Origin of the sequence: Caldimonas sp. KR1-144 (assembly GCF_049446155.1) — a bacterium.
GTDB lineage: Bacteria > Pseudomonadota > Gammaproteobacteria > Burkholderiales > Burkholderiaceae_C > Rivibacter.
This window is the reverse complement of sequence record NZ_JBMSEE010000001.1, coordinates 421,162-442,685: the sequence shown is the minus strand read 5'-3', so window position 1 is coordinate 442,685 and position 21,524 is coordinate 421,162. Positions and strand designations below refer to the sequence as shown.

The window sequence follows — 21,524 nt, the reverse complement described above, 5'->3', positions numbered from 1 at the left end:
CAGCCATGTTCACGATGATGTCGCGTCAAGCCCGCCTGACCACCGCGGTCGTCGCCGTGGTTGCCACTCTGGCCGAAGGCGCCTTGCTGGCGACCCTGGCCGAACCGGCCACGCCGACGGTGCGCCTCGAGCGCGTCGTGGTGCGCGGTGCCGCCTCGCAGCTGCTGTCGAATGCGGCCGCCGATCAATGCCCCGAGATGGTCGCGACGGCGACCTGCTGATCGATGAACCTTTCGCCGGCTTGGCGAGTCGATCGAAGCCAGCAAGAGCAACGCCGGCTCCTTCGTAGCGCTGAAGGATGGCCGGCGTGCACAGTTCCAACCCAGCGGGATTTCCAAGACTCCCCCGCTGACTTCCAGGGCCGCCTTGCAGCGGCCCTCTTTTTTGTGGAGGCGATTGTGCATCAGCCGAACGAAGGCCTGCGTCTGCCGTCAGGGCATTGGCGTCGGCGCGACAATGCGCGCATGACCCAATGGCTTTACCGTCTGGGCGCTCGCGTGCTGCGCCTGGTGCTGATCCTTGGCGGCCTGGTGTTCGCGCTCAGCGTGCTGGTCGCCGGCCTGATCCTCGCGGCCTTGCTGACCGTGGTCTCGCTGCTGCGCGGACGCCGGCCCACGGCCAGCTGGCAGGCGGTGCGCCGCGCGCGCAGCCGGGCCGCTTCGCATGTGTCGGCAAGCCGCGGCGCGCCGCGCCACAGCGGCGAGGTGGTCGACATCGAGGCGCGCGAACTGCCGTAGGAGCCGCGGTGGCGCGGGTGGACTTCACGCCCCAGCTGCGCCGGTTTACGGCGGCACCTGGCGTTGATGCGCCCGGCGCGGCGACGCTGATGCAGGCCCTCGCGGCCGCGTTCGAACTGAACCCGAAGCTGCGCGGCTACGTGCTCGACGACCAGGGCCAGCTGCGGCCCAATGTGGCGATCTACATCGACGGGCACGCCATCCGCGACCGGCGCCGGCTGCTCGACCCGCTGGGCGCGGCGAGTCGCGTCTACGTGGCGCAGGCTCTGTCCGGAGGCTGAATGCTCCTCTGACGTCCACGCCCTTCCACGCAAGGAGACAACGCGATGTCCGTCAGCCAAGTCACCGACCGCGCCTGGGTGGCGACCCGCAAGGGCTTGTTCGAGCTGCGGCGCGGCAGCGGCGCTGCCTGGCGCATCGAGCGCGTGAGCTTCCTCGGCGAGCCGGTGTCGATGCTGCTGGCGCCCGACGCCCGCGGCCGCATGCTCGCCGCGCTCAACCTGGGGCATTGGGGCGTCAAGGTCCAGGCCTCGGACGACGGCGGCGCGAGCTGGAGCGAAGTGGCGACGCCCGCTTATCCCGAACAGCCGGCCGGCGCCGAAGGGCCGGCCTGGAAGCTGGTGCAGATCTGGAGCCTGGAGCGCGACGGTGCCGGCACGGTCTGGGCCGGCACGCTGCCCGGCGGCCTGTTCCGCTCGTCCGATCACGGACGCTCGTGGCAGCTCGTCGAGTCGCTGTGGCAGCGGCCCGAGCGGCTGCAGTGGTTCGGCGGCGGCTACGACGTGCCGGGCATCCACTCGATCTGCCCGCATCCGCAGCGCGAGGGCGAACTGCTGGTGGCGGTCAGTTGCGGCGGCGTCTGGATCACGCGCGACGACGGGGCAAACTGGGACGTGCACACGAAGGGCATGCGCGCCTCGTACATGCCGCCCGAGCGCGCCGAGGATCCGGCGATCCAGGACCCGCACCGCGTCGCGCGCTGCCATGCGGCGCCCGACGTGCTGTGGTGCCAGCATCACAACGGCATCTGGCGCAGTGCCGACAACGCGGCGAGCTGGCAGCCGATCGAGGCGCCGCTGTCGGATTTCGGCTTCGGCGTCGCCGTGCATCCACGCGATCCGCACACGGCCTGGTTCGCACCGGCGGTCGCGGACGAGAAGCGCGTGCCGGTCGATGCCGCGCTGGCCGTCAACCGCACGCGCGACGGCGGCGCGAGCTTCGAGACGCTGCGCGAGGGCCTGCCGCAGCGCGACTGCTACGACTTGGCCTACCGCCACGGCCTCGAGGTCGCCGCCGACGGCGAGCAGCTGCTGATGGCCAGCACCACCGGCGGCCTGTGGGCCAGCGCTGATGGCGGCAATGCCTGGCGCACGGTGTCGCTGACGCTGCCGCCCGTCTACGCCGTGCGCTTCGGCTGAAGTCCCCGCCACCACCGCCAGCGCATCTGCCTTCGGACGGCTCGACAGCCGCGCGGCGCCGGTGTCGAATCGGCGAGCGGCGCGATCGGTGCCGCGCCAACCTCCCCACCAAGAAGGAAGCGCTACATGCAAGCTGTCATCGACAAGTTCGGCCCGCTCGTCGGGCGCATCCTGATCGCCGCGCTGTTCGTTCCGGCAGGCATCGGCAAGATCGGCGGTTTCGAAGGCACCGTCGGCTACATCGCGTCCAAGGGCCTGCCGCTGCCGCAGGTGGGCGCGGCGCTGGCGATCGTCGTCGAGATCGGCGTCGCGGCCGCGCTGTTGCTGGGCTGGCGCACGCGCTGGGCGGCGCTGATCCTGGCGCTGTTCACGCTGGTGTCGGGTGTCATCTTCCACAACTACTGGGCGGTGCCGCCGGAGCAGCAGATGGCCCAGAGCATCCACTTCTGGAAGAACATGGCCATCGTCGGCGGCCTGCTCTTCGTGGCCGCGCATGGCGCCGGCGCCTTTGCGCTCGACCGCCAACGGGGCGACTGAGCCGGGCCGCGCCGACACCGCGTCGGCGCGCCTGTTCTTCGCGCTCTGGCCCGACGAAGCGACGCGCTGCGCGCTGCTCGCGCACCAGGCCTGCTGGCGCTGGAGCCGGGCCAGCCGTCGCACGCGCGGCGAGCGCCTGCACGCGACCCTGCTGTTCCTCGGCGACGCGATCGATCGCGAGCGCATTGCCGAACTGGTCTCGCTGTGCCCGCGCTGGCCGCGCCCCGTCGAGCTCGTGCTCGATGCGGCGCAGGTCTGGCCACGCGGCATCGCGGTGCTCGGCGCGAGCCAGGTGCCCGAGCCGCTGATCGAAGCCCACGATGCATTGCGCGCTGCCTGCGGCGCGCCGGCGCGCCCCTGGCGGGCGCACGTCACGCTGGCGCGGCAGGCCGAGGGCGCGCTGCCGCCGCAGCAGTTCCCGCCCATTGCCTGGCGCGTCGAGCGCGCGGTGCTGGTCGAGTCGGACCTGCGTCCGCCGGGGCACTACCGCGTGCTCGGTGAAATCTAGAACGGCGCCGGGCTTTCGAAGCTGCAACGATCGCCGCTGCGCGGATGCGCGAATGCGAGCCGGCTCGCGTGCAGCAGCAGTCGCCGTCCGTCGGCGATGCCGTGGCGCTGCCGATCGGGCGGCGCGTAGAGCGCGTCGCCGAGGATCGGATGGCCGATGGATTGCAGGTGCACGCGCAGCTGGTGCGAGCGTCCGGTCAGTGGCTCGAGCTCGACGCGCGTGAGGTCCTGGGCGGCGTCGCAGGCCAGCGTGCGGCAGCGCGTGCGCGAAGGCTTGCCGCGTGCCTCGTCGACGATCTGGCGCGGCCGGTTCGGCCAGTCGCAGATCAGCGGGCGGTCGATCGTGAACCATTCGGGCGCCTCGAGTCGGCCGGCCACGACCGCGACGTAGCGCTTGTCGACCGCGCGCTGCTCGAAGGCACGCGACAGCGCGCGCTGCGCATCGAGGCCACGCGCGAACACCATCAAGCCCGAGGTCGCCTGGTCGAGCCGATGGACCACCAGCGCGTCATCGAAGCGAGCGCGAACGCGCGCGATCAGGCAGTCCTGCTTGTCCTCGCCGCGGCCGGGCACGGCCAGCAGGCCGGCGGGCTTGAGCGCGACGAGCAGCGCTGCGTCGGCGTGGACGATCTCGAACGCCGGCGCCGTCACGCGTCGCGCACGTCGGCCACCGGCTCGCGTCCGAAATCGGGCTTCGCCAGGAAGGCCAGCAGCTTGGCGGCGGCCTGCTCGGGGCTGTCGAGCAGGCCGTCGGTCTTGAGGCGCACGAAGCGTTCGCGATCGGCGAACGCGGCCGGATCGGCGCTGCGCAGCTGCACCTGCATGTCGGTGTCGATCACGCCGGGCGCCAGCGAGACGATGCGCGCGCCGTGCGGCCGCGCGGCCTCTTCGAGCGCGACGCAGCGGCTGAAGTGGTCCATGCCGGCCTTGGCGGCGCAGTAGACCGCCGCCGAGGCCATCGGCCGGCGCCCGAGGCCGGACGAGACATTGACGATGCGCCGCGTGGCGGTCCAGTCGCGCGTGGCGGCGAGGAAGGCGCCGGTCAGCAGCATCGCGGCCTCGAGGCCGACACGCAGCGCTTGCGAGACCTCGGCCGCCGGCACCTCGCCCAGCGGCGCCGAGGTCGGCAGCGCGGCCGCGTTGTTGATCAGGTTGGCGCTGCGCAGGCCCGCGCCGCCGCGGGCGCGCAGCCACTCGGCCAGGCGCGACGCGGCACCGGCCGGCTCTTGCGCGAGGTCGATCGCCCAGTCGGTGACGGTGGCGCCGCGCGATGCCGCCAGCGTCGCGAGGTCGGTCGCGGGCCGGCGTGCGATCAGCAGCAGCTCGTGGCCGGGGCGCAGCAGCTGGGTGGCGAGCGCATGGCCGAGACCGCGCGAGGCGCCGGTGATGACGTAGAGATGACGTTCCATGCCCGATCCTCAGGAGTGGCCTTCACGAGAACTGCTCGACCAGCCCGGATTGGACCGCGTTCTCGGGGTTGGAGCCGGCAGCGCGCACGCGCCGCAGCGCTTCCTCGGTCTCCAGGCCGGCGCACTTGAGCACGCAGGCCGCGGCCGAGCCGGTGCGACCGATGCCGGCCGCGCAGTGCAGCAGCACGGTCTCGCCGGCGCGCAGCGCGGCGTCGACGCGCGCGATGCCGGCGCGAAAGCCGGCCAGGTCTTCCGGTAGGCCGTAGTTGCGCATCGGCAGGTGCAGCCAGCGAAACGGCAGCTCGCCCAGGCCGATCAGCCGCGCATAGGTCGGCGACAGCTCGGCCACTTCATCCAGCGGCGCCAGGCACACGACGAGGCCGACCTGCGCCTGGCGCGCCAGCGCCATGAACTCGGCCCAGGGTTCGAAGCGGCCGGGCATCGAGGCCAGCACGAGGCGGCCATGGCCGGGCGCGGAGGCATCGACGAATCGCAATCCCATGACAAGAAACTTCCAGACTGCTCCGGCGATGGAGCACTGCGCATCCTATCGCTGCGACATGGGCCGAGGGTGGATCCGGGTTGGTGCGCGGGGGCCGGCGCCCTAAGCTGGGGCGGCGTCGCAGGCGTTCGCGACGAGGCGCGGCATGGTCCTTGGCATGAAGCAATGGCGGTGGGCGAGAGGCTTGGGCGCGGCAGGGCTGGCGCTCGCGGTGCTGGGCCTGGCCGCGGCCTGCGCGTCGGCGCGCGACGCCGCGCGCACGCCGCGCGCCGAGTCGGTGGCGCCGGGCGTCTACGTCGTGCGCGGGCTGCCCGGCGACGTGGACACCGTCAATCTCGGGCGCGTCGGCAATGCCGGCTTCATCGTCGGCGAGCAGGGCGTGATCGCGATCGACACCGGCACCTCGTATCGACATGGCCAGGCCTTGCTGCAGGCGATCGCGCAGGTGACCGACCGGCCCGTGCGGCTGGCCATCGTCACGCACCCGCGTCAGGAGTTCCTGTTCGGCGCGGCGGCCTTTCGCGAGCGCGGCATCGCCTTGCACATGCACCGCGACGCGGCGCGGCTGATGGCCTCGCGCTGCGAGACCTGCCTGAAGAACCTGCAGCGCCAGCTCGGCGAAGACGAAATGCGCGGCACCATCATGTGGCAGCCCGATGTCGCGTTCGACGGTTCGCCGCGGATCGACGCGATCGGCCGGCCGGTGCAACTGCTGTACTTCGGCCACTCCAGCGGGCCGGGCGACGTGGCGGTGCTCGACGAGCGCAGCGGCGTGCTGTTCGCCGGCGGCCTGCTCGATGCGCGGCGCATCCCCGACGTGCTCGACGGCGACCTCGCCGGCTGGCGCCGCGCGCTCGACGCGCTGCGCGCGCGCGCGCCGTCGGCCATCGTGCCCGGCCACGGCCCGGTGACCACGGTCGCCGCCATCGACGCCGAGCAGCGCTATCTCGTGCGGCTGGAGTGGCGCCTGACCCAGCTGCTCGAACGCGGCGTCGCGCTCAGCGAAGTGGCCGACGCTGCGGCGCTGCCCGAGTTCGACCGCTGGGACCAGTACGACACCATCCACCGCCGCAACGCCTCGATCATCTACGTGCGGCTCGAACGCGACCTGCTGTTTCGCGAGGAGAACCGTCGATGAGCCTGCTTCGGATTCGCCGGCGCGCATTGATCGCGTCGGCCGCATCGGCCGCGTTGCTGCCAGTGGTGGGGCGCGCCGCGCCCGGCGGCCTGCCGAGCAACGTCGGCCACGCCGACTCGTCGCCCGAGTGGGAGCGCCTGCGCGAGAAGCTGTTCGGCGCGCGCCCGATCGTGGCCGACGGCAGCCGCGTGCAGCTGGTGGTGCCGCTGCGCGCGGCCTACGGCGCCTCGGTGCCGGTCAAGGTGGTGTCGAAGCTGGCGCAAAGCGAGTCGCTGTACGTCAAGCGGCTGGTGCTGCTGGTCGACAAGAACCCGTCGCCAGTCGCGGCGACGCTCGATCTCACCACCGACATCGGCCAGGCCGACCTGGAGACGCGGCTGCGCGTCGACGAGTACAGCCACGTGCGCGTCGTCAGCGAGCTGTCCAACGGCGAGCTGCACACCGACTCGCGCTACTGCAAGGTCTCGGGCGGCTGCTCCGCGCCGCCCAACCGCGACCAGCTGCACAACATCGGCAAGACGGTGATGAGGCTGCCCGAAGGTGTGCACATGGGCCGGCCGACGCCGGTCGACCTGACCGTGATCCACCCCAACGACACCGGCTTCGAGCTGAACCAGCAGACGGTGATGTACATCCCGCCGCATTTCGTGCGCTCGATCAAGCTGCGCTACGGCGAGCGGCGCCTGTTCGATGCCGAGCTCGACTTCTCGGTCAGCGAGAACCCGAGCCTGCGCTTTTGCTTCGTGCCGCGCGAGGCAGGCGAGCTGCGCGCAGAGGTCGAGGATTCGAAGGACGGCCGCTACAGCGGCGTGCTGAGGATCGGCTAGCGGCCGAGACCGAAGGCCGGCTGGCTCAGGAACTCTCCGACTTCGTCGTCATGATCGCGCCGATGTTCGGCGCGATCGGTGCGTCCGAGACTGGTGCAGCCCATTGGGGGCTTCACCCATCGAGGAACACGCATCATGAAGAAGGACGACTACATCAAGCTGGTCACCGAGCTGCACAAGATCGCGGGCGATCCCAAGGATGCGCCCGACGATGCGGTGAACAACTTCGCGCTGAACGGGCACACCGTCGCGCTGGCGTTCGACGAGTCCATTCCGGACGTCGTTTTCGTCCTGGCCGATTGCGGCGGCACGTCGCTGGACAACGATCGCGCGCTGCTCGAGGCCAATACCCAGCTTCCGAGTGCCCAGGACGGTTACGGCTGCTACGGCCGCTGGAACGCGACCGACTCGATCGTCTACCGGGCCCAGCTGCCTTTCGCTCCGACGACGAAACCCGAAGACATCGCCAAAGAAATGGCGCAGATCGCCGCGCGCGCGGTCGCAGGCCTGCCCACCAACACGGCCACCGCCGCGAAGTAAAGGGAGATCGCCATGTTCCTCAAGCCACTGATGGGCCTGCGGCAGGTCCACGGCAAGCTGCCGCCGGCCGCCAAGCTGATGCCGCCCATCCCGAAGACGCCGGTCCGCAAGCTCTACGTGCGCGGCCTTCCGACGCAGTTCATCAAGTCGAAGCATGTCGCGCAGGTCGGGGAAGGGGTCTCCACCATCGTTCCCGGGCACGTCGATGCGGCATTCGTTGCCCAGGATCTGGAGGAGCTCAACACCGGACTCGGGAGCTGGCTCATTGCGATTGGAAAGCAAGGAAGCCAAATCGACTTGCCGGAAGGGATGGCGTCGGTGCTCAAGTCCTTGCTGCAGTCCGGGCGCGACGCGGGCAATGTCAAAGGCGGTGCCGCGGTGACCCTGGGGCAGCAGCCCGATCCGAGCGGCTTCGTCCACCGCGCGTGGAAGTGCCGCAGCGTCACGGATCCCGATACCCAATTCTGGAATACCGAAACCGACGCGAAGAAGCTGACCGATCCCCATTCGGGAACGGATTCCTCCGCAGCCACCATGGTCGACCTGGGCACGTTCACGCCGGCGCTCTGGTTGGTGCTGCTTCACGCGTTGTGGGAGCGCGGCGACAAGCACTACGCGCTGGCCGGTAAGACGCAGACCGTGCCCTACCACCTGTGGACCGCGCAGGAATGGATGGACTTCCTGCGCGGCGTGGGTGTGCATGGCGGCGAGAACTGCGTCGGCTTTCTCGAGTGGTTCTTCGACACCATCGCGTCGTACATGGCCCCGGGCGGCGAAATGCTGCCGCATCTGAAGCGGGCGCTGTCGCAATGCCGTCATGTCGAGGACGTGATGGCCGTGGCTCAGGCGTTCTTCAGGAAGAACGAAAAGGGCCACATCTCCCTCATCCCCAGCCCGCCGAAGCTGCTCACCCTGCCGTCGCAGGAGAAGAAGCAGGAACTCAACCGGGACGAGGTCAATGCCCTGCGGGAAAGCATGGGCATGGAGACCCTCGAGGAGGAAGAGGAAAGGGAGGCGAAGGAAAAGGCACAGGCTCTCGTCGAACGCCGGCAGAAGTCCGAGGCGCGCGCGACCAAGCTGCCGCTTTACGCCGACTACGCCAAGGCCTTCGGCGACGATCCCGACAAGCAGTTCGTTCGCTTCGCCGCGGCGCTGGTCGAGGACGAATCGATCTTCGAGCTCATCTTCACCGACCCACAGTACAAGCCCGCGGGCGAGAGGATGTTCGAGGTGCTGGGCAAGCGGCTGCGCGCGCTGCCGGCCAAGCAAGGCAAGGGCGTGGCCTTCGTCATGCTGCACCAGAACACCTATCCGGGCGACATCACCCACATCTCGACCACTGGATTCTCCAGGGACGACGGCCGGGTCTCGATCTCCCACCAGGAGTCGATTCCGAAGAAGGAAGGCAAGACCGAGATGATCGACGGCCTCGCGGTCGACATCATCGGCTGCGCATCGGCCAGCTACAACACGCTGACGATCACGAACGCGGTGCGCAAGAAGCACGGCCTCGCTCCGATCGAGTGGAAGGATCTGCCGATCGTGCGGTCGCTGCTGGAGACAGGGACGCCGATGATGTTGGCCGTCGACCTGGACGACTTCGACGGATTCGAGCAGTTCAACCTGCGCTCTGCACAGGAGTCCGCCAGCGCCCAGGGTCTGGACACGCACTACGGCACCAACCCCAGCATGACGCTGCAGGCACTGGCCGAAGGGGTGAAGTCGGGCAAGATTCAGCTCACGGAACAGCAGGCCAAGCTGCTGATGACCGAGCGACGCTTCGCCCTGCACCCCATGCTTCCGCCGCCCGGGCACGACGGCGACTTCAGCTGGGGCGATTCCACCAACAACTGCGCCCGTCAGACCTACCTGGCGCTGGAAGCCGGCAAAGCGCCCAAGGTGGCGGCTTTCAAGTACCGGCCGGGCATGACGCTGGCTCAGGTGACGCGTCTGTTCATCGATGCGGGCGTGCTGCCCAACACCGACCCCGACACGGCCGACCTGATGGACAAGGGCGGGTACACGTGGGACAGCAAGTCGCAGACGGTGATGGCCCATCCGTACTCGTTCCTGTGCCTGGCCTACTCCTGGTCGCTGGCGCCCGACGGTATGGCAGGTGTCGTCGAGCCGGACGTGCCTCGCCTCAAGCTGAAGAATCACGACGAACTCCAGAAGCGGCTGCTCGGATACCAGCAGAAGCTGCAGGCACTCGCGCAGAAGAACTGGGACGCCTTCAAGGCGAACTACCAGCCGTCCAAGGCGAAGGATGTGATCGTCACGCCGCCGCCGGGACCAATGGTGGCGCTCGGACCGGCGGACTGGCCTGCGGTCGCGGCGCATGTGAAGCGCCTGACGGAAGACGAGCGCAAGCGCCGCTTCCCGTACGGCGATCCGGATCAGGTGATCGAATCGCTCAAGAGGGGCAGGAGCCGGCTCTACGGCGTGCGCGATCCGAAGACGCACGAGATCCTCGTGATGCTGGAGGTCAAGCTCTACCTGCGGGGCGATGACTTCGTCGCGGAAGGCGCCATCAGCACCGTTCCCGAAGCGCGCAAGAAGGGTTGGGGGCTGTGGGCATTCAAGTGGTCCTGCGCTTGGGCGCGCAATCGAGGTGCGGTGCTGCGCGTCGGCCAGTTCCGCGCCGACAACGTGGCCGCCGCCAAGATCATCGACGACCTCGCGAAGGTCGGCCCCGTGGAGATCGTCAAGGATGACGGCAGCTATCGCTACTTCCAGATCCCGCTGGCGCAAGCCGACCGGGACTCCTGGTTGATGGAGCACTTCAGCCTGGGTCCGGCTGAACCGCAGCCGCCGTTGGCGGGCATGCCGCCGAAGAAGTAGCCGCGCGGCGCGTCGTCCGCCCTCGCGCGCCACCGCAGGGTTTGCCCTGCGGTGGCGCGCCCCGATACTCGGGGCCGATGAGATCCGGATGTCCGACATGGCTTCGCTGGCTGGCGGTGCTCGCGCTCGGCTGGAGCGCCGCTTTCGCCTGTTTGGCAGGTCTGCCGGCCGCCTATGAACCCGTCGTGCTGCAGCCCACCGGCCGGCCCGCGCGCGCCGAGTTCGACCTCGCGCCGCTGATCGAGCGCGCGCGTCGCGAAGGCCGCTGGCTCTACGTCTACCTGGGCGCGACCGATTGCCCCTATTGCCGGCGCTACGAGGCCTTCCTCGCGCGCCATGCCGACGAACTGGCGCCGCGGTTCGCGCGGCGCTGGCTGGTGGTGGAGCTGCGCAGCGAGCTGTCGGTGACGGCCGAGCGCCTGTACCTGCGCGCGGGCGGCGCGAGCCTGCCCTATGCCGCCTTCCAGCGCTCGATCGGCGACGAGCGCGCGCGGCTGCTGGTCTATCCCAGCGTCTGGCTGCTCGACGCCCAGGGCCGCCCGCTGATGCAGATGCCCGCGGGCACGGGCACCTTCGAGACGGTGGCCGAGCAGATCGAGATCCTGCAGCTGGTCCAGTAGCTCCCAGATCAGCCCTCAGTAGCCGGCTACTACCACCGGCCGCCGCGTCGTCTCAACAATGGCCGTTCCCCAACGCCCACCAAGGAGACAGGCGATGAGCAAGAAGATCCTGATGATCTGCGGCGACTTCGGCGAGGACTACGAGACCATGGTGCCGTTCCAGGCGCTGCTGGCGGTGGGCCACCAGGTCCATGCGGTGGCGCCGGACAAGAAGGCCGGCGATTTCGTCATCACGGCGATCCATGACTTCGAGGGCCAGCAGACCTACAGCGAGAAGCCGGGGCACCGCTTCACGCTCAATGCCAGCTTCGCCGACGTCAAGCCCGAGGGCTACGACGCGCTGGTCGTGCCGGGCGGTCGCGCACCGGAGTACCTGCGCATGAACGCCCGCGTGGTCGAGATCACGAAGCACTTCCTCGCCGAGGGCAAGCCGGTCGCGGCGATCTGCCACGGCGCGCAGCTGCTGGCGGCCACGGGCCTGCTCAAGGGCCGCCGCGTGTCGGCCTATCCGGCCTGCCAGGTCGAGGTGGAACTGGCCGGCGCAGAATACGTCGGCATCCCGGTCGATCAGGCGGTCACCGACGGCAAGCTCGTGACGGCGCCCGCCTGGCCGGCCCATCCGGCCTGGATCGCGCAGTTCCTCGCGGTGCTGGGCACGCGCATCACCCACTGAGCAAGGCCCGAGCATGTGCGAAATCTTCGTCAGCGCCGACCCCGCCAGCTACGACAGCCGCACGCGCTCGGTGCGGCTGCACGGCGTGGTGAGCAGCATCCGGCTGGAGAACCTGTACTGGACGGTGCTCGAAGAGATCGCGCAGCGCGACGGCATGAGCGTCGTGCAGCTGATCGAGAAGCTGTATGACGAACTGGTGCACTCGCGCGGGGCGGTCGGCAACTTCACGTCCTTCCTGCGCGTGTGCGCGCTGCGCTACGAGGCGCTGATCGCGCATGGGCGCATCCCGGCCGAGACGGCCGTGCCGATCCGCTCGCTCGATGCGCGCGCCGTGCTCGGCGACCTGCCTGGCGGGTGGGGCCGCGGGCACGATCCGGCGCCGCCGAGCGGCTCGCGGCACTGACCCCCCGGCCCAGGCGGCCCCGCAGCCCGCGCACGTCCTCATTCGGGTGGGGCGCAGCGCGCGGGCCCTGGATTTGGGCCTCCTTGTGGAGTAGGGTTCCTCGTCCTACTTGCCGCCGGCTGGATGCGGCATGGGGCCAGCAGTCCGAGGGGGCCAGAACATGCGCGATTTCGACGAGTCCACGCTGTGGCGCGTCAGCGAGTACGAGCGCGTGTGCCAGGAGACCGGTACCAGCGGCTTCACGCCGCTGGACGGCAAGTCCGGCATGCTGCCCAGCGAGTTCCTGGCCGACATGCGCCGGCTCGAGCGCGACATGCCGGCCGGCGTCGATGCGCTCGAGGTGGTCGCGACCTCGCTCCGGCACCACGAGCCTGCGCTGCTATGCCTTCAGTGCGAGGGCCTGGTCTGGCCGGTGACGCTGTTCCCGACCGAGCGGCTCTACCACTGTCCGCGCGACATGGCCGTGCTGCCGCACGCGAGCTTCGAGCACCTCGGCCTGCTCAGCTGCGACGCGCCGGGCGTGCGTCCGCCGGGGCACTGGATGCATGAGCGCATCGCCCAGGCCGAGCACTACCGGCAGCTCGACCCGCTGCTGTGGCTGCTGGCGCTGTACGGGCCGCGCACCGCGCTGCTCAGCGACATCGGCGGCACCGCGGCCTACCGGGCGGTCTACTCGCAGGACGGCTTGCGCCCACCGGTCTCGGGCGTCATCGCGTCGGCGATGGAGCACCTGCGCCGCGAGTCGGTGCCGCTGCGCGAGCTGGCCGGCTGGCCGGGCATGAGTCTCGAACGCGCCGCGCGGCTGCTCAACGGCCTGTACCTGACCGCCGGCCTGCTGGTGACGCGCTCGCACCCCGCGGCGCGCGCCGAGCCGGGCGCGGTGCGGCGCTTCCTGGGTGGCTGGTCGTCGACGCGGCGGTGATCGAGCCCCCACGCTCACTGCGTTCGCTGCCCCCCGAGGGGGCTGGCCGGCCTCGGGGCGGCCCGGCGGCCGGCCGCGCCCCCACGCTCGCTGCGTTCGCAGTCTTCGAGGGGGCTGGCCGGCCTTGGGGCGCCCGCGCGCCCGCACTCTCTGCGTGCGACTGCGCGCCCAGATGAATGCGGGTGCCGGCCAGCGCGACCACCTGGCCGGCGCGCAGCTTGCAGGTCTTGCGCAGCTCCATCTGCCCGTCGACCTCGACCTTGCCGGCGGCGACCATGGCCTTGGCGGCGCCGCCGCTGTCGGCCAGGCCGCAGGCCTTGAGCAGCGCGTCGAGGGTGATGTGGTCGCCGCGCACGGCGAAGTCGATGCGTTTCATCTGCGCATAATGCCTCGATGCGGCCGCTGTTCCTGTCTGCCTGGCTCGTCGTCGCGCTCGTCACGCCACCGGCCGGCGCCGCCGACACGGATGACGCCGCGCGCTACGTGCAGTTCGTGCAGGACTTTTCGGGCAATTGCACCGCGCGCAACGGCGTGCAGATCCTGGTGAAGAACGCGCATCCGAACCGGCCGATCCGCGTCTGGCTGGATCGCTACCACATGGGACGCGGCACCGGCGACCGTTCGCGCTCCGACCTTGCGCCGGGCGGCGAGCCCGAGCCGCTGGGCTGCTCGCGGTCGGACTACGGCGCGCAGGAGTGGCGCGTCGTGCGCGCCGTGTTCGTCGACTGAGGCCGCAGCCTCGGCTACCAGTCCTGGATCTCGGGGTTCTGGTAGCTGAACGTGTTGTCGAACGCCAGGTTCGAGAACGAGAACGACAGGCTCAGTTCGAGCGAGCTCACCTGGTGCCACCAGCCCAGCGGCAGGAACATCGTCTCGCCCGGCTCCAGCACGACCTCGAGCACCTTGACCTCGGCAAATCGCGGGTAGCGGGCGAGGTCGGGCGCGTCGACGTCGACCTCGCTGAACACGCCGTTGTAGTTGTACACGCGCGGCGTCTCGAGCGGCGAGACGAAGCGCCAGCGCTTGCGGCCCACCACCTGGGTGTGCAGCAGCATCAGCGTGTCGTGGTGCAGCGGCGTGATCGTGCCGCCGGGGCCGAACCAGAACGAGCAGGCGCGCGAGAGCGCCGAGCGGTCGCAGAACTCCGGCAGGCTGCCGATGTCGGCCAGCAGCGGCGCGAACTCGGGCCGGCGCAGCATCTCGTTGTTGGCCGTCAGGTAGTAGTCGTTGGTCGTGCCGCCTTGGACCACCTGGTCGACGAAGTCCGCCAGGCGCACGGTGCGTCGCAGCTCGAGCTTGTTCTGCTCGTAGCGGCGGTCCTTGTGCCGCTCGGCCTGCACTTCGACATCCAGGTGGCCGAAGCGCTGCTTCAGGTCGGCCGCCGACCAGCGCGACAGCGCCGGCCAGTCGCGCGCCAGCTCGGTGATCACCAGCGGACGGCAGCCGTGGACATAGCGGCTCATGAACTCGTCGGTGGAGACGTGGCTGCGCTTTTCCACCCGCTCGTAGTACGGCACGCGCTCCCACAACCGCTGCTGGTTGGCCAGCACCGATTCGAGCTTGCGGTGCAGCTGCTGCATGCGCCGCGCGGCGGCGAACACCGGGTCCGATTCGATCTGCGCGAGCGCCGCCTCGCAGGCTGCACGCGGCAGGTCGGCCGCCAGCATCGTCTGCAGCATCGACTCCGGCGTGCAGTCGCGCAGGCGGTTCTCCGCGACCCACTGCCACCAGTTCGAGGGCAGCAGCTCGGCGTCGATGCGCGGCGGGCGCGGTGCGGGGGGCAGCGGTGGCGGCTTCATCGCGGGCTTGGGGCTTGCCATTGCACCACCGAAGTCCCTGTCGCGCGAGCGATTTCCCGCGCGTTCACACTGTGCAATCCGTCGTTCATCCTGAAACGCATGCCGCTGAACCGATACGGCGCGACGGGTTTCCAATTCGGTTCCTGTTCGCGAGGAAACACCCATGAACGAGCAGCGATTGACCTGGCTACTGAGCGCGCTGGCCGCGCTCGTGGTGGCGGCCGCCGGCTACCTCGTGTGGCGCGAGTACGGGCGGCCGAAGCCGCCGCTGTCGCTGCCGGCCGAAGCCCCGGCCAGCGCGCCCCTGCCGGTGACGGAGGTGCCCGCCGAGCCGGCGTCGGCGGTGCGCTACCCGCTCGATCTCGGCGAGCCGGCCGCGTCGGCGCCGGGGCCCGGCGGCGAAGCGGGCATTCGCCAGGCGGTCGAGGGCTTGGTCGGCCGCAGCGCGGCGCTGAATTTCGTCCAGTTCGACGGCCTCGCGCGGCGCTTCGTCGCCACCGTCGACAACCTGCCGCGCGAGCGCGCGCCCTCGAACCTGTGGCCGGTCCATCCGACGGCGGGGCGCTTCAGCACCACCGATGCGAATGCGCTGCGCTACAAGGCCTTCGTCGACCTGGTCGCGTCGCTGGATGCCGAGCGCACGGTCGCGCTCTACAAGCAGTTCTATCCGCAGTTCCAGCGCGCCTACGAAGACCTCGGCTACCCCGGGCGCTACTTCAACGATCGCCTCGTCGACGTGATCGACCACCTGCTCGCGACCCCGGCGCCGGGCCAGCCGCCGGCGCTTTCGCTGCCCGAGGTGCGCGGTCCGAACCGGCCGGCGCTGCCTTGGGTGATGTACGAGTTCGACGATCCAGCGCTCGCCTCGCGCTCGGCCGGGCAGAAGGCCTTGCTGCGCATGGGCCCGGCCAACGCGCAGCGCGTGAAGGCCAAGCTTTCGGAGATCAGGGCGCTGCTGGTGCGACGGGCGCCGGCGGCGGGCTGAGCGCATCGGCTCGCGCGTTCGGCGCCTCGATCACGAGGTCCGCGGCCGGGTGCGCGACGCACGGCAGGATCCAGCCTTCGCGCTTCTCCTCGGCCAGCAGGCCCGGCCACTCGATGCGGTAGCTCACAGCGCCCTCGACCAGGCGGCTGATGCAGCTACGGCAGGTGCCGTTGCGGCAGGAACTGGGCAGCACGATTCCTGCGCGCCGCGCCGCCGCAAGCAGGGGCAGTCCGACCGGCGCGGCGAAGCGCAGTCCCGACGGCTCGAGGCGGATTTCGAACACTTGCTCGTCGCCGCAAGCGCCGCTGTGCTTAGAAGCAGTCACCGCCACCGGGCCCCTGGAGCCGGCAGGCCCAACGGAACATCGTGCGTCCGCCGTTCTTGGCCGAGCGCTGGAAGATCGCGGTCGGCTCGCGCTCGATCGCCTCGGGCAGCGGCAGGCCCAGCGCGGCGCCGCTGGTGTTGGTGAAGAAGCGCAGCCAGCAGCTCGCCTCGGCGGGGCACAGCGCAGCAATCGCGCGGTCGTAGTAAAGCGGGTCCGCGGCAGCCGTTTCCGGCACGACGATGAAGGTCGCCAGGCCGAGCCGGCCGGCCACTTGCCAATCGGGCGTCGACTGGGCGCGCGCGGCAGCGGTCGACAGCACGGCGGCAAGGCCCATGGCGATGGGCAGGGCGCGCTGCATGCAGGCATTCAAGGCGGTGTTCCTCCCGTGGCGGTGGAACGCCGCAGCGTGTCGATCACGACGGCCATCAGCGGCTGCCAGCGCCTGAGCGCGCGCCAGCCGAGCCAGCCGCGGCCGAGCAGCCGCAGCGTGCGCCGCGGGCGCAGCAGCGCCAGCGCGGCGCCGCCCAGCCACAACCATTGGCGATGGCGGCTCAGCCAGCGCCAGCCGTCGCGCAGCCGGTCGGCGGTGGCCAGCGGCGCTTCGAGCGCGCGTGACTGCAGGGCCATCTGTGCGCGCAGCTCAGCGCTGCGGATGCGCAGTGCGGTCTGGCGCTCGACGAGCGTCGGCTTCACGGCGCGTTGCCCTCCGGGCGCTGCGGCGACAGCGCCGAGCGGTCGCGCGCGAGTTCGTCGACGCTGGCCGCGAAGGCGCCGCGCGGCGCCTGCCAGCGGCTGCGCGCGGCGCGCCAGGCGAGCACGGCGCCGCCCAGGCTGGCCAGTGCCAGCACCGCCAGCGCGGCAATGCGATGGCTGTCCCAGAACAGCAGCACGACCAGCAGCGCGACGAGCAGCGTGCCGACGCCCAGCAGCACCGCAGCGACGCCGGCCCACATCAGTGCGGCGGCCAGGCGCAGCTTCTCCTGCTCGAGCTCGGTGCCGATCAGCTCGAGCCGCACCTGCGCCATCTCGACCAGCGTGGCCGAGAGGCGGCGCAGCGAGGCCAGCAGGCCGGTGTCGTCGCTCATCGCGGGGCGTTCAGCGGCGGCTAATCAGCAGCCCGATCACCAGGCCGATGCCGGCGGCGATGCCGATCGATCGCCAGGGGTTCTCGTGCACGTACTCGTCGGCGGCCCGGCCGGCAGCCTTGGCGCGCTCCAGGGCGTCGCGCTCGAGCTGGCCGAGGTTGGCCTTGGCGCGCGCCAGGCTGGCCTTGACCTTGTCGCGCATCTCGGCGGCGCTCTCGCCGGCCTGGCCGGCCGTGGCCTGCAGCAGGGCCTCGGCATCGGCGACCACGGTGCGCAGGTCTGCCATCAGCTTTTCGCTCGGGGTGGTGCTGATCTCGATCATCGACGGCTCCTCGGTTGGACGTGACGAGCGGCGGGCCGGGCCCGCCGCGCTGTCCGGACCTTAGCGCCGTTCGCCGCGCGCGGCCATGACTTGACGCAATGCCCGAGGCGCGGCATGCGGCAGCGTCGCCGCCGGGCCGTCCCAAGGCGACGCAGCCCCGTTGGGGGGGCTGCGAACGACGTGAGCGTGGAGACCCTCAGCCGCGCTCGTCGGGCAGGCCCTCGGCGCCGACGGGGGCGGGCGCGTCGTCGATCCAGGCATTGAGCAGCTTGTAGGTCACCGCCAGCACGACCGGGCCGACGAAGATGCCCACCAGCCCGAAGCCGAGCAGCCCGCCAATCACGCCGGCAAAGATCAGCAGCAGCGGCAGGTTCGCGCCGCGCTGGATCAGCACCGGGCGCAAGAAGTTGTCCATCGTGCCGACGATCAGCGTCCACACCAGCAGGAAGATGCCCCAGCCGGTCGAGCCGCTCCAGAACACCCACACCACGGCCGGCGCGAGCACGAGCGTCGGGCCCACCTGCACGATGCACAGCAGCAGCATCACGGCGGTGAGCAGCCCGGCCAGCGGCACGCCGGCGATCGCCAGGCCGATGCCGCCGAGCACCGACTGCGTCAGCGCGGTGACGCCCACGCCCAGCGCCACGCCGCGGATCGCGCCGGCGGCCAGCCGCACCGCGTGGTCGCCACGTTCGCCGCCGAGCCGGTGACCCAGGCGGCGAACGCCCGCGGCCGCGCGTTCGCCGCCGGCGTACATCAGCGCGGCGATCACGACGATGAGCACGGACTGCAACAGCAGCGCGCCTACCGTGCCGGCCTCCGACACCAGCCAAGTGCCGACCTGGCGCGCATAGGGCTGCAGCCGCACGATCAACTCGGCGATGCCGCCGTCGACGATCTGGATCCAGGCCTGTGCGATGCGCTCGCCGACGAAGGGCAGGCGTGCCAGCCAGTCGGGCGGCGCGGGCAGCTGCAGGCCGGGCAGGGCCTTGACCCATTCGGTGATCTGCGGGCCGTAGTCGACCACGGTGGCGACCGCCACCGTCAGCGGCAGCACGAACAGCAGGATCAGCAGCAGTGTCATCGCCGCCACGGCCAGGGCGCGGCTGCCGCGCAGCCGCTGCTGGAACCAGGTCAGCATCGGCCAGGTGGCCACGACGATCATCGCCGCCCAGATCGCGGCGCCCACGAAGGGGCGCAGGATCCACAGCGTGGCGGCCAGCAGCGCGCCGATGATCAGCACGTTGAGCGTGGTCTTGGTGAGATCGGACGGCGGCATGACGGTCATCTGCGGTTTTGCGGTGGCGGACTGCGCGCGAGTATCTTCGCTTCCGCGCCGGCCGCGGCGGGGCCCAGCGGGGCCGTTAGCATGCGCACCCGTCAGCCACCACGCCTTCCTGTCATGGCCGGATCCAGCCTGCTCGCCCTGCTCGACGACATCGCCACGGTGCTGGACGACGTCTCCGTGATGACCAAGGTCGCCGCCAAGAAGACCGCCGGCGTGCTGGGCGACGACCTCGCGCTCAATGCCCAGCAGGTCACGGGCGTGCGGGCCGAGCGCGAGCTGCCCGTCGTGTTCGCTGTGGCGCGCGGTTCGCTGGTCAACAAGGCCATCCTGGTGCCGGCAGCGCTGGCGATCAGCGCCTGGGCGCCCTGGGCGGTGACGCCGCTGCTGATGATCGGCGGCGCCTTCCTGTGCTTCGAGGGCTTCGAGAAGCTGGCGCACAAGTTCCTGCACTCCGAGCACGAGGACGAGGCTCACCACGCCGAGCTGACGCGCGCACTGGCCGACCCCAACGCCGACTTCAAGGCGATCGAGCGCGACAAGATCAAGGGTGCCGTGCGCACCGACTTCATCCTCTCGGCCGAGATCATCGCGATCACGCTCGGCGTGGTCGCCAGCGAGACGCTGGCGCGCCAGGCGACGGTGCTGGCTGGCATCGCGCTGCTGATGACCGTCGGCGTCTACGGGCTGGTGGCCGGCATCGTCAAGCTCGACGACGCCGGCCTGTGGCTCAGCCGCCGCCAGGGCGCTGCGCAGGCCCTGGGCCGCGGCATCCTGTGGCTGGCGCCGTACCTGATGAAGTCGCTGTCGGTCGTCGGCACCGCGGCGATGTTCCTGGTCGGCGGCGGCATCCTCGTGCACGGCGTGCCGGCGATCCACCACGCGATCGAGGCCGCCGCGCACGCCGTCGGGCCGCTGGCCGGCGCGGTCGTGCCGCTGCTGGGCGATGCGCTGGTCGGCGTGGCGGCCGGCGCGCTGGTGCTCGCGGTGGTGAGCCTCGTCAAGCGGCTGATGCCGGCCAAGGCGGTCTCGGGCTGAGCGATCCCGGCGGGTGCGGCCCTGCATCGAGGCGGATTGTGCTGCGCGGCGGATCGCGTTATGAACGGCCCTGGATGCCACGGCATCGATGAACCTTCACCGCGGGAGTCCCTCATGAGCGAGCACGTCTACAAGCAGGTCGAGCTGACCGGTTCGTCCCAGACCAGCATCGAGGACGCGGTGGGCAAGGCCATCGCGAAAGCGCACGAGACGGTGCGCAACATCCAGTGGTTCGAGGTCACCTCGACGCGCGGCCACGTCGTCGACGGCAAGGTGGCGCACTGGCAGGTGTCGCTGAAGATCGGCTTCACGCTCGAGTGAGCGTTTCTGCCCGGATGCCGGGCGGGCGTCGTGTAGGTGAGATTCCTACACGCACAGCGGCGATTTTCGGACAGCTCCCCTGGACCTTGGCTACATGCGGGAGGCCCTGGCGCTGCCTAGTCTTGGGGCATGGAAGTCCTCGATCTCAGGAGACCTGCCATGACCTCAGCCGCCGTCCCCGCCGCCTTCGCCCTGTCCGGTTTCGAGTTGCGCTTCGATTCGATGTTTACAGAGGGCCGCGGGCTGTCCTTTCCCTGCGACGCGAAGGGCCAGGTCGACCTCGACACGCTCAGCGAGCGCGCGCGCTGCAATTACCTCTACGCACGCGCCGTCGTCGGCCGCGAGTTCCTCACGCCGGCGGTGCGTCGCTGCTGAGCCCCGTCGGCGTATTTACCGTTCTCGACAAAACGTCAAGGACAAGTCACGGCCGCGGGCCTATCGTGTGACCGTGGAGCCGCCGTCGCGGCCTTCAGGAGAACGACACCGATGACTCGCTCGCACCAACGTTCGCATCCGCCCGCCTCGCTCCTCGTGGCCGGCACCTCAGGCAACTCGCTGCATCAGGCCGCGCGCCGCCGCGCATTGGCGCAGTTCGGCGCCTGTGCGGCCGTCGCGGCGGCATGGCCGCTGGCCTCGCGCGCCGCCGACGAGGACACCTACGACCAGGAGTCGACGCTCAAGGCCGCCACCGAGTTCTTCGGCCAGACCACCGAGGGTCTGGCCAAGGTGATCGAGAAGGCCTTTCGTGAACAGGGGCGGCCCAACGGCTACATCCGCGGCGAGGAAGTCGCGGGGGCGATCACCGTGGGCCTGCGCTACGGCGAGGGCGAGCTGATGCTCAAGTCCGGTGCGCGGTCCAAGGTCTACTGGGCCGGGCCGTCGATCGGCTTCGATCTCGGCGCGAATGCGTCGAAGGTGTTCGTGCTGGTCTACAAACTGCCCGGCGTCGATGCGATCTACAAGCGCTACCCGGGCGTGGACGGCAGCGTCTACGTGGTCGGCGGCGTCGGCATCAACTACCAGCGCCTGGACGGCGTGACGCTCGCGCCGATCCGCCTCGGCGTGGGCTGGCGTGCCGGTGCCAGTGTCGGCTACATGCACTACCGGCGCGAGAAGTCGCTCAATCCGCTGTAGGCGCCCCCGCCGGCGAGCGCCCGCGCCGCCGTGCACCGCGGTTGCGGGGGTATGCGGGCGCGGTTTGCGCGGCTCGGTCATGACCCGACCCGTCCTGGTCATGGAAGCGTCGCCGATGCGACGACGACACTGCCCGCTCTTTTGGCAGCACAGGGC

General features: G+C 70.5%; 30 protein-coding genes and 1 pseudogene. 20 read left to right on the top strand and 11 right to left on the bottom strand.

Going from position 1 to position 21,524, the window contains the following annotated elements:
• Positions 1-5: 5 nt before the first annotated feature.
• The 6 genes from ACO2TI_RS02290 to ACO2TI_RS02265 all read left to right on the top strand — a co-directional run bounded on the left by ACO2TI_RS02290 (position 6) and on the right by ACO2TI_RS02265 (position 3,200).
• A complete protein-coding gene (locus ACO2TI_RS02290; protein WP_423281821.1) occupies positions 6-221 on the top strand; it encodes a hypothetical protein in 216 nt (71 codons plus the stop codon).
• Between the two features lie 243 nt (positions 222-464).
• Positions 465-737 carry a hypothetical protein gene (locus ACO2TI_RS02285; RefSeq protein ID WP_423281820.1) on the top strand — a complete coding sequence of 91 codons (273 nt, stop codon included), beginning with the start codon at positions 465-467 and terminating at the stop codon, positions 735-737.
• A gap of 8 nt (positions 738-745) precedes the next feature.
• Positions 746-1,018, top strand: a complete 273-nt coding sequence (locus ACO2TI_RS02280) for a MoaD/ThiS family protein (RefSeq protein ID WP_423281819.1) — start codon at positions 746-748, stop codon at positions 1,016-1,018.
• A gap of 45 nt (positions 1,019-1,063) precedes the next feature.
• Positions 1,064-2,155 carry a WD40/YVTN/BNR-like repeat-containing protein gene (locus ACO2TI_RS02275; RefSeq protein WP_423281817.1) on the top strand — a complete coding sequence of 364 codons (1,092 nt, stop codon included), beginning with the start codon at positions 1,064-1,066 and terminating at the stop codon, positions 2,153-2,155.
• Between the two features lie 126 nt (positions 2,156-2,281).
• The gene (locus ACO2TI_RS02270; protein WP_423281816.1) at positions 2,282-2,692 is read left to right on the top strand and encodes a DoxX family protein; all 411 of its coding nucleotides are present in this window, start codon (positions 2,282-2,284) and stop codon (positions 2,690-2,692) included.
• On the top strand, positions 2,649-3,200 hold the full coding sequence (locus ACO2TI_RS02265) for a 2'-5' RNA ligase family protein (protein WP_423281814.1): 552 nt from the start codon (positions 2,649-2,651) through the stop codon (positions 3,198-3,200). The genes ACO2TI_RS02270 and ACO2TI_RS02265 overlap by 44 nt, the downstream gene beginning before the upstream one ends.
• On the opposite strand, the gene ACO2TI_RS02260 is transcribed toward ACO2TI_RS02265, so the two are convergent.
• From ACO2TI_RS02260 to ACO2TI_RS02250, 3 genes are read right to left on the bottom strand one after another with little or no spacing between them, the layout of a single operon-like run.
• On the bottom strand, positions 3,197-3,850 hold the full coding sequence (locus tag ACO2TI_RS02260; RefSeq protein ID WP_423281813.1) for an RluA family pseudouridine synthase: 654 nt from the start codon (positions 3,848-3,850) through the stop codon (positions 3,197-3,199). The two genes, ACO2TI_RS02265 and ACO2TI_RS02260, sit on opposite strands and share 4 nt — an antisense overlap.
• On the bottom strand, positions 3,847-4,608 hold the full coding sequence (locus ACO2TI_RS02255) for an SDR family NAD(P)-dependent oxidoreductase (protein WP_423281812.1): 762 nt from the start codon (positions 4,606-4,608) through the stop codon (positions 3,847-3,849). The genes ACO2TI_RS02260 and ACO2TI_RS02255 overlap by 4 nt, the downstream gene beginning before the upstream one ends.
• 22 nt (positions 4,609-4,630) lie before the next feature.
• On the bottom strand, positions 4,631-5,110 hold the full coding sequence (locus ACO2TI_RS02250) for a protein-tyrosine phosphatase family protein (protein ID WP_423281811.1): 480 nt from the start codon (positions 5,108-5,110) through the stop codon (positions 4,631-4,633).
• Between the two features lie 157 nt (positions 5,111-5,267).
• On the opposite strand from ACO2TI_RS02250, the gene ACO2TI_RS02245 reads away from it, so the two are divergent.
• From ACO2TI_RS02245 to ACO2TI_RS02210, 8 genes are all read left to right on the top strand, one after another.
• Positions 5,268-6,248: an MBL fold metallo-hydrolase gene (locus ACO2TI_RS02245; protein ID WP_423281810.1), complete on the top strand. Its 981-nt coding sequence runs from the start codon at positions 5,268-5,270 to the stop codon at positions 6,246-6,248.
• Positions 6,245-7,075, top strand: a complete 831-nt coding sequence (locus ACO2TI_RS02240) for a quinoprotein dehydrogenase-associated SoxYZ-like carrier (protein ID WP_423281809.1) — start codon at positions 6,245-6,247, stop codon at positions 7,073-7,075. The genes ACO2TI_RS02245 and ACO2TI_RS02240 overlap by 4 nt, the downstream gene beginning before the upstream one ends.
• A gap of 135 nt (positions 7,076-7,210) precedes the next feature.
• Entirely contained in the window at positions 7,211-7,615 is a 405-nt protein-coding gene (locus tag ACO2TI_RS02235; RefSeq protein ID WP_423281808.1) for a hypothetical protein, read from the top strand.
• A gap of 12 nt (positions 7,616-7,627) precedes the next feature.
• Positions 7,628-10,456 carry a hypothetical protein gene (locus ACO2TI_RS02230; protein ID WP_423281806.1) on the top strand — a complete coding sequence of 943 codons (2,829 nt, stop codon included), beginning with the start codon at positions 7,628-7,630 and terminating at the stop codon, positions 10,454-10,456.
• 77 nt (positions 10,457-10,533) lie between these two features.
• A complete protein-coding gene (locus ACO2TI_RS02225; RefSeq protein ID WP_423281805.1) occupies positions 10,534-11,076 on the top strand; it encodes a thioredoxin family protein in 543 nt (180 codons plus the stop codon).
• Positions 11,077-11,170: 94 nt separating this feature from the next.
• Complete coding sequence (locus tag ACO2TI_RS02220; protein WP_423281803.1) at positions 11,171-11,749, top strand: DJ-1/PfpI family protein; 579 nt, start codon at positions 11,171-11,173, stop codon at positions 11,747-11,749.
• Positions 11,750-11,762: 13 nt separating this feature from the next.
• The gene (locus ACO2TI_RS02215) at positions 11,763-12,152 is read left to right on the top strand and encodes a ribbon-helix-helix domain-containing protein (protein ID WP_423281802.1); all 390 of its coding nucleotides are present in this window, start codon (positions 11,763-11,765) and stop codon (positions 12,150-12,152) included.
• A 160-nt stretch (positions 12,153-12,312) separates the two neighbouring features.
• Positions 12,313-13,074 (top strand): hypothetical protein, encoded by a 762-nt coding sequence (locus ACO2TI_RS02210; protein WP_423281801.1) that lies wholly within the window; start codon positions 12,313-12,315, stop codon positions 13,072-13,074.
• 175 nt (positions 13,075-13,249) lie between these two features.
• On the opposite strand, the pseudogene ACO2TI_RS02205 reads toward ACO2TI_RS02210, so the two are convergent.
• Positions 13,250-13,450, bottom strand: a pseudogene (locus ACO2TI_RS02205) (RNA-binding S4 domain-containing protein); the annotation flags it as partial.
• A 17-nt stretch (positions 13,451-13,467) separates the two neighbouring features.
• On the opposite strand from ACO2TI_RS02205, the gene ACO2TI_RS02200 reads away from it, so the two are divergent.
• The gene (locus ACO2TI_RS02200; RefSeq protein ID WP_423281800.1) at positions 13,468-13,803 is read left to right on the top strand and encodes a hypothetical protein; all 336 of its coding nucleotides are present in this window, start codon (positions 13,468-13,470) and stop codon (positions 13,801-13,803) included.
• 14 nt (positions 13,804-13,817) lie between these two features.
• Here the strand turns inward: ACO2TI_RS02200 and ACO2TI_RS02195 are convergent, their stop codons facing one another.
• The gene (locus ACO2TI_RS02195) at positions 13,818-14,873 is read right to left on the bottom strand and encodes a cupin-like domain-containing protein (protein ID WP_423281799.1); all 1,056 of its coding nucleotides are present in this window, start codon (positions 14,871-14,873) and stop codon (positions 13,818-13,820) included.
• Between the two features lie 163 nt (positions 14,874-15,036).
• On the opposite strand from ACO2TI_RS02195, the gene ACO2TI_RS02190 reads away from it, so the two are divergent.
• Positions 15,037-15,858, top strand: a complete 822-nt coding sequence (locus ACO2TI_RS02190; protein WP_423281798.1) for a DUF3014 domain-containing protein — start codon at positions 15,037-15,039, stop codon at positions 15,856-15,858.
• Here the strand turns inward: ACO2TI_RS02190 and ACO2TI_RS02185 are convergent.
• The 6 genes from ACO2TI_RS02185 to ydiK form a co-directional block, all read right to left on the bottom strand.
• Complete coding sequence (locus tag ACO2TI_RS02185; RefSeq protein ID WP_423281797.1) at positions 15,818-16,141, bottom strand: 2Fe-2S iron-sulfur cluster-binding protein; 324 nt, start codon at positions 16,139-16,141, stop codon at positions 15,818-15,820. The genes ACO2TI_RS02190 and ACO2TI_RS02185 overlap by 41 nt on opposite strands.
• A gap of 28 nt (positions 16,142-16,169) precedes the next feature.
• Positions 16,170-16,541, bottom strand: coding sequence for a hypothetical protein (locus ACO2TI_RS02180; protein ID WP_423281796.1), 372 nt, complete (start codon positions 16,539-16,541; stop codon positions 16,170-16,172).
• A gap of 8 nt (positions 16,542-16,549) precedes the next feature.
• A complete protein-coding gene (locus tag ACO2TI_RS02175) occupies positions 16,550-16,876 on the bottom strand; it encodes a YqjK family protein (protein ID WP_423281795.1) in 327 nt (108 codons plus the stop codon).
• Positions 16,873-17,268, bottom strand: coding sequence for a phage holin family protein (locus tag ACO2TI_RS02170; RefSeq protein ID WP_423281794.1), 396 nt, complete (start codon positions 17,266-17,268; stop codon positions 16,873-16,875). The genes ACO2TI_RS02175 and ACO2TI_RS02170 overlap by 4 nt, the downstream gene beginning before the upstream one ends.
• A gap of 10 nt (positions 17,269-17,278) precedes the next feature.
• Positions 17,279-17,590 carry a DUF883 family protein gene (locus tag ACO2TI_RS02165; protein WP_423281793.1) on the bottom strand — a complete coding sequence of 104 codons (312 nt, stop codon included), beginning with the start codon at positions 17,588-17,590 and terminating at the stop codon, positions 17,279-17,281.
• Positions 17,591-17,786: 196 nt separating this feature from the next.
• Entirely contained in the window at positions 17,787-18,869 is a 1,083-nt protein-coding gene (ydiK, locus tag ACO2TI_RS02160; protein WP_423281792.1) for an AI-2E family transporter YdiK, read from the bottom strand.
• Positions 18,870-18,992: 123 nt separating this feature from the next.
• Here ydiK and ACO2TI_RS02155 point away from each other — a divergent pair, with 123 nt between their 5' ends.
• From ACO2TI_RS02155 to ACO2TI_RS02140, 4 genes are all read left to right on the top strand, one after another.
• Positions 18,993-19,913 (top strand): DUF808 domain-containing protein, encoded by a 921-nt coding sequence (locus tag ACO2TI_RS02155; protein WP_423281791.1) that lies wholly within the window; start codon positions 18,993-18,995, stop codon positions 19,911-19,913.
• Between the two features lie 114 nt (positions 19,914-20,027).
• Positions 20,028-20,234: a dodecin gene (locus ACO2TI_RS02150; protein WP_423281790.1), complete on the top strand. Its 207-nt coding sequence runs from the start codon at positions 20,028-20,030 to the stop codon at positions 20,232-20,234.
• Positions 20,235-20,393: 159 nt separating this feature from the next.
• Positions 20,394-20,609: a hypothetical protein gene (locus ACO2TI_RS02145; protein ID WP_423281789.1), complete on the top strand. Its 216-nt coding sequence runs from the start codon at positions 20,394-20,396 to the stop codon at positions 20,607-20,609.
• Positions 20,610-20,720: 111 nt separating this feature from the next.
• Positions 20,721-21,368, top strand: coding sequence for an EipA family protein (locus tag ACO2TI_RS02140; protein WP_423281788.1), 648 nt, complete (start codon positions 20,721-20,723; stop codon positions 21,366-21,368).
• The last annotated feature ends 156 nt before the right edge of the window (positions 21,369-21,524 follow it).

Bases quoted from the DNA above. Each gene is read 5' to 3' on its own strand.
- ACO2TI_RS02275 (WP_423281817.1), top strand. From the start codon at position 1,064: ATGTCCGTCAGCCAAGTCACCGACCGCGCCTGGGTGGCGACCCGCAAG.
- ACO2TI_RS02245 (WP_423281810.1), top strand. From the start codon at position 5,268: ATGAAGCAATGGCGGTGGGCGAGAGGCTTGGGCGCGGCAGGGCTGGCG.
- ACO2TI_RS02170 (WP_423281794.1), bottom strand. From the start codon at position 17,268: ATGAGCGACGACACCGGCCTGCTGGCCTCGCTGCGCCGCCTCTCGGCC.
- ACO2TI_RS02165 (WP_423281793.1), bottom strand. From the start codon at position 17,590: ATGATCGAGATCAGCACCACCCCGAGCGAAAAGCTGATGGCAGACCTG.
- ACO2TI_RS02250 (WP_423281811.1), bottom strand. From the start codon at position 5,110: ATGGGATTGCGATTCGTCGATGCCTCCGCGCCCGGCCATGGCCGCCTC.
- ACO2TI_RS02210 (WP_423281801.1), top strand. From the start codon at position 12,313: ATGCGCGATTTCGACGAGTCCACGCTGTGGCGCGTCAGCGAGTACGAG.
- ACO2TI_RS02145 (WP_423281789.1), top strand. From the start codon at position 20,394: ATGACCTCAGCCGCCGTCCCCGCCGCCTTCGCCCTGTCCGGTTTCGAG.
- ACO2TI_RS02225 (WP_423281805.1), top strand. From the start codon at position 10,534: ATGAGATCCGGATGTCCGACATGGCTTCGCTGGCTGGCGGTGCTCGCG.
- ACO2TI_RS02230 (WP_423281806.1), top strand. From the start codon at position 7,628: ATGTTCCTCAAGCCACTGATGGGCCTGCGGCAGGTCCACGGCAAGCTG.
- ACO2TI_RS02190 (WP_423281798.1), top strand. From the start codon at position 15,037: ATGAACGAGCAGCGATTGACCTGGCTACTGAGCGCGCTGGCCGCGCTC.
- ACO2TI_RS02240 (WP_423281809.1), top strand. From the start codon at position 6,245: ATGAGCCTGCTTCGGATTCGCCGGCGCGCATTGATCGCGTCGGCCGCA.
- ACO2TI_RS02235 (WP_423281808.1), top strand. From the start codon at position 7,211: ATGAAGAAGGACGACTACATCAAGCTGGTCACCGAGCTGCACAAGATC.
- ACO2TI_RS02195 (WP_423281799.1), bottom strand. From the start codon at position 14,873: ATGAAGCCGCCACCGCTGCCCCCCGCACCGCGCCCGCCGCGCATCGAC.
- ACO2TI_RS02255 (WP_423281812.1), bottom strand. From the start codon at position 4,608: ATGGAACGTCATCTCTACGTCATCACCGGCGCCTCGCGCGGTCTCGGC.
- ydiK (WP_423281792.1), bottom strand. From the start codon at position 18,869: ATGCCGCCGTCCGATCTCACCAAGACCACGCTCAACGTGCTGATCATC.
- ACO2TI_RS02140 (WP_423281788.1), top strand. From the start codon at position 20,721: ATGACTCGCTCGCACCAACGTTCGCATCCGCCCGCCTCGCTCCTCGTG.
- ACO2TI_RS02270 (WP_423281816.1), top strand. From the start codon at position 2,282: ATGCAAGCTGTCATCGACAAGTTCGGCCCGCTCGTCGGGCGCATCCTG.
- ACO2TI_RS02215 (WP_423281802.1), top strand. From the start codon at position 11,763: ATGTGCGAAATCTTCGTCAGCGCCGACCCCGCCAGCTACGACAGCCGC.
- ACO2TI_RS02180 (WP_423281796.1), bottom strand. From the start codon at position 16,541: ATGCAGCGCGCCCTGCCCATCGCCATGGGCCTTGCCGCCGTGCTGTCG.
- ACO2TI_RS02150 (WP_423281790.1), top strand. From the start codon at position 20,028: ATGAGCGAGCACGTCTACAAGCAGGTCGAGCTGACCGGTTCGTCCCAG.
- ACO2TI_RS02220 (WP_423281803.1), top strand. From the start codon at position 11,171: ATGAGCAAGAAGATCCTGATGATCTGCGGCGACTTCGGCGAGGACTAC.
- ACO2TI_RS02265 (WP_423281814.1), top strand. From the start codon at position 2,649: ATGGCGCCGGCGCCTTTGCGCTCGACCGCCAACGGGGCGACTGAGCCG.
- ACO2TI_RS02200 (WP_423281800.1), top strand. From the start codon at position 13,468: ATGCGGCCGCTGTTCCTGTCTGCCTGGCTCGTCGTCGCGCTCGTCACG.
- ACO2TI_RS02285 (WP_423281820.1), top strand. From the start codon at position 465: ATGACCCAATGGCTTTACCGTCTGGGCGCTCGCGTGCTGCGCCTGGTG.
- ACO2TI_RS02155 (WP_423281791.1), top strand. From the start codon at position 18,993: ATGGCCGGATCCAGCCTGCTCGCCCTGCTCGACGACATCGCCACGGTG.
- ACO2TI_RS02290 (WP_423281821.1), top strand. From the start codon at position 6: ATGTTCACGATGATGTCGCGTCAAGCCCGCCTGACCACCGCGGTCGTC.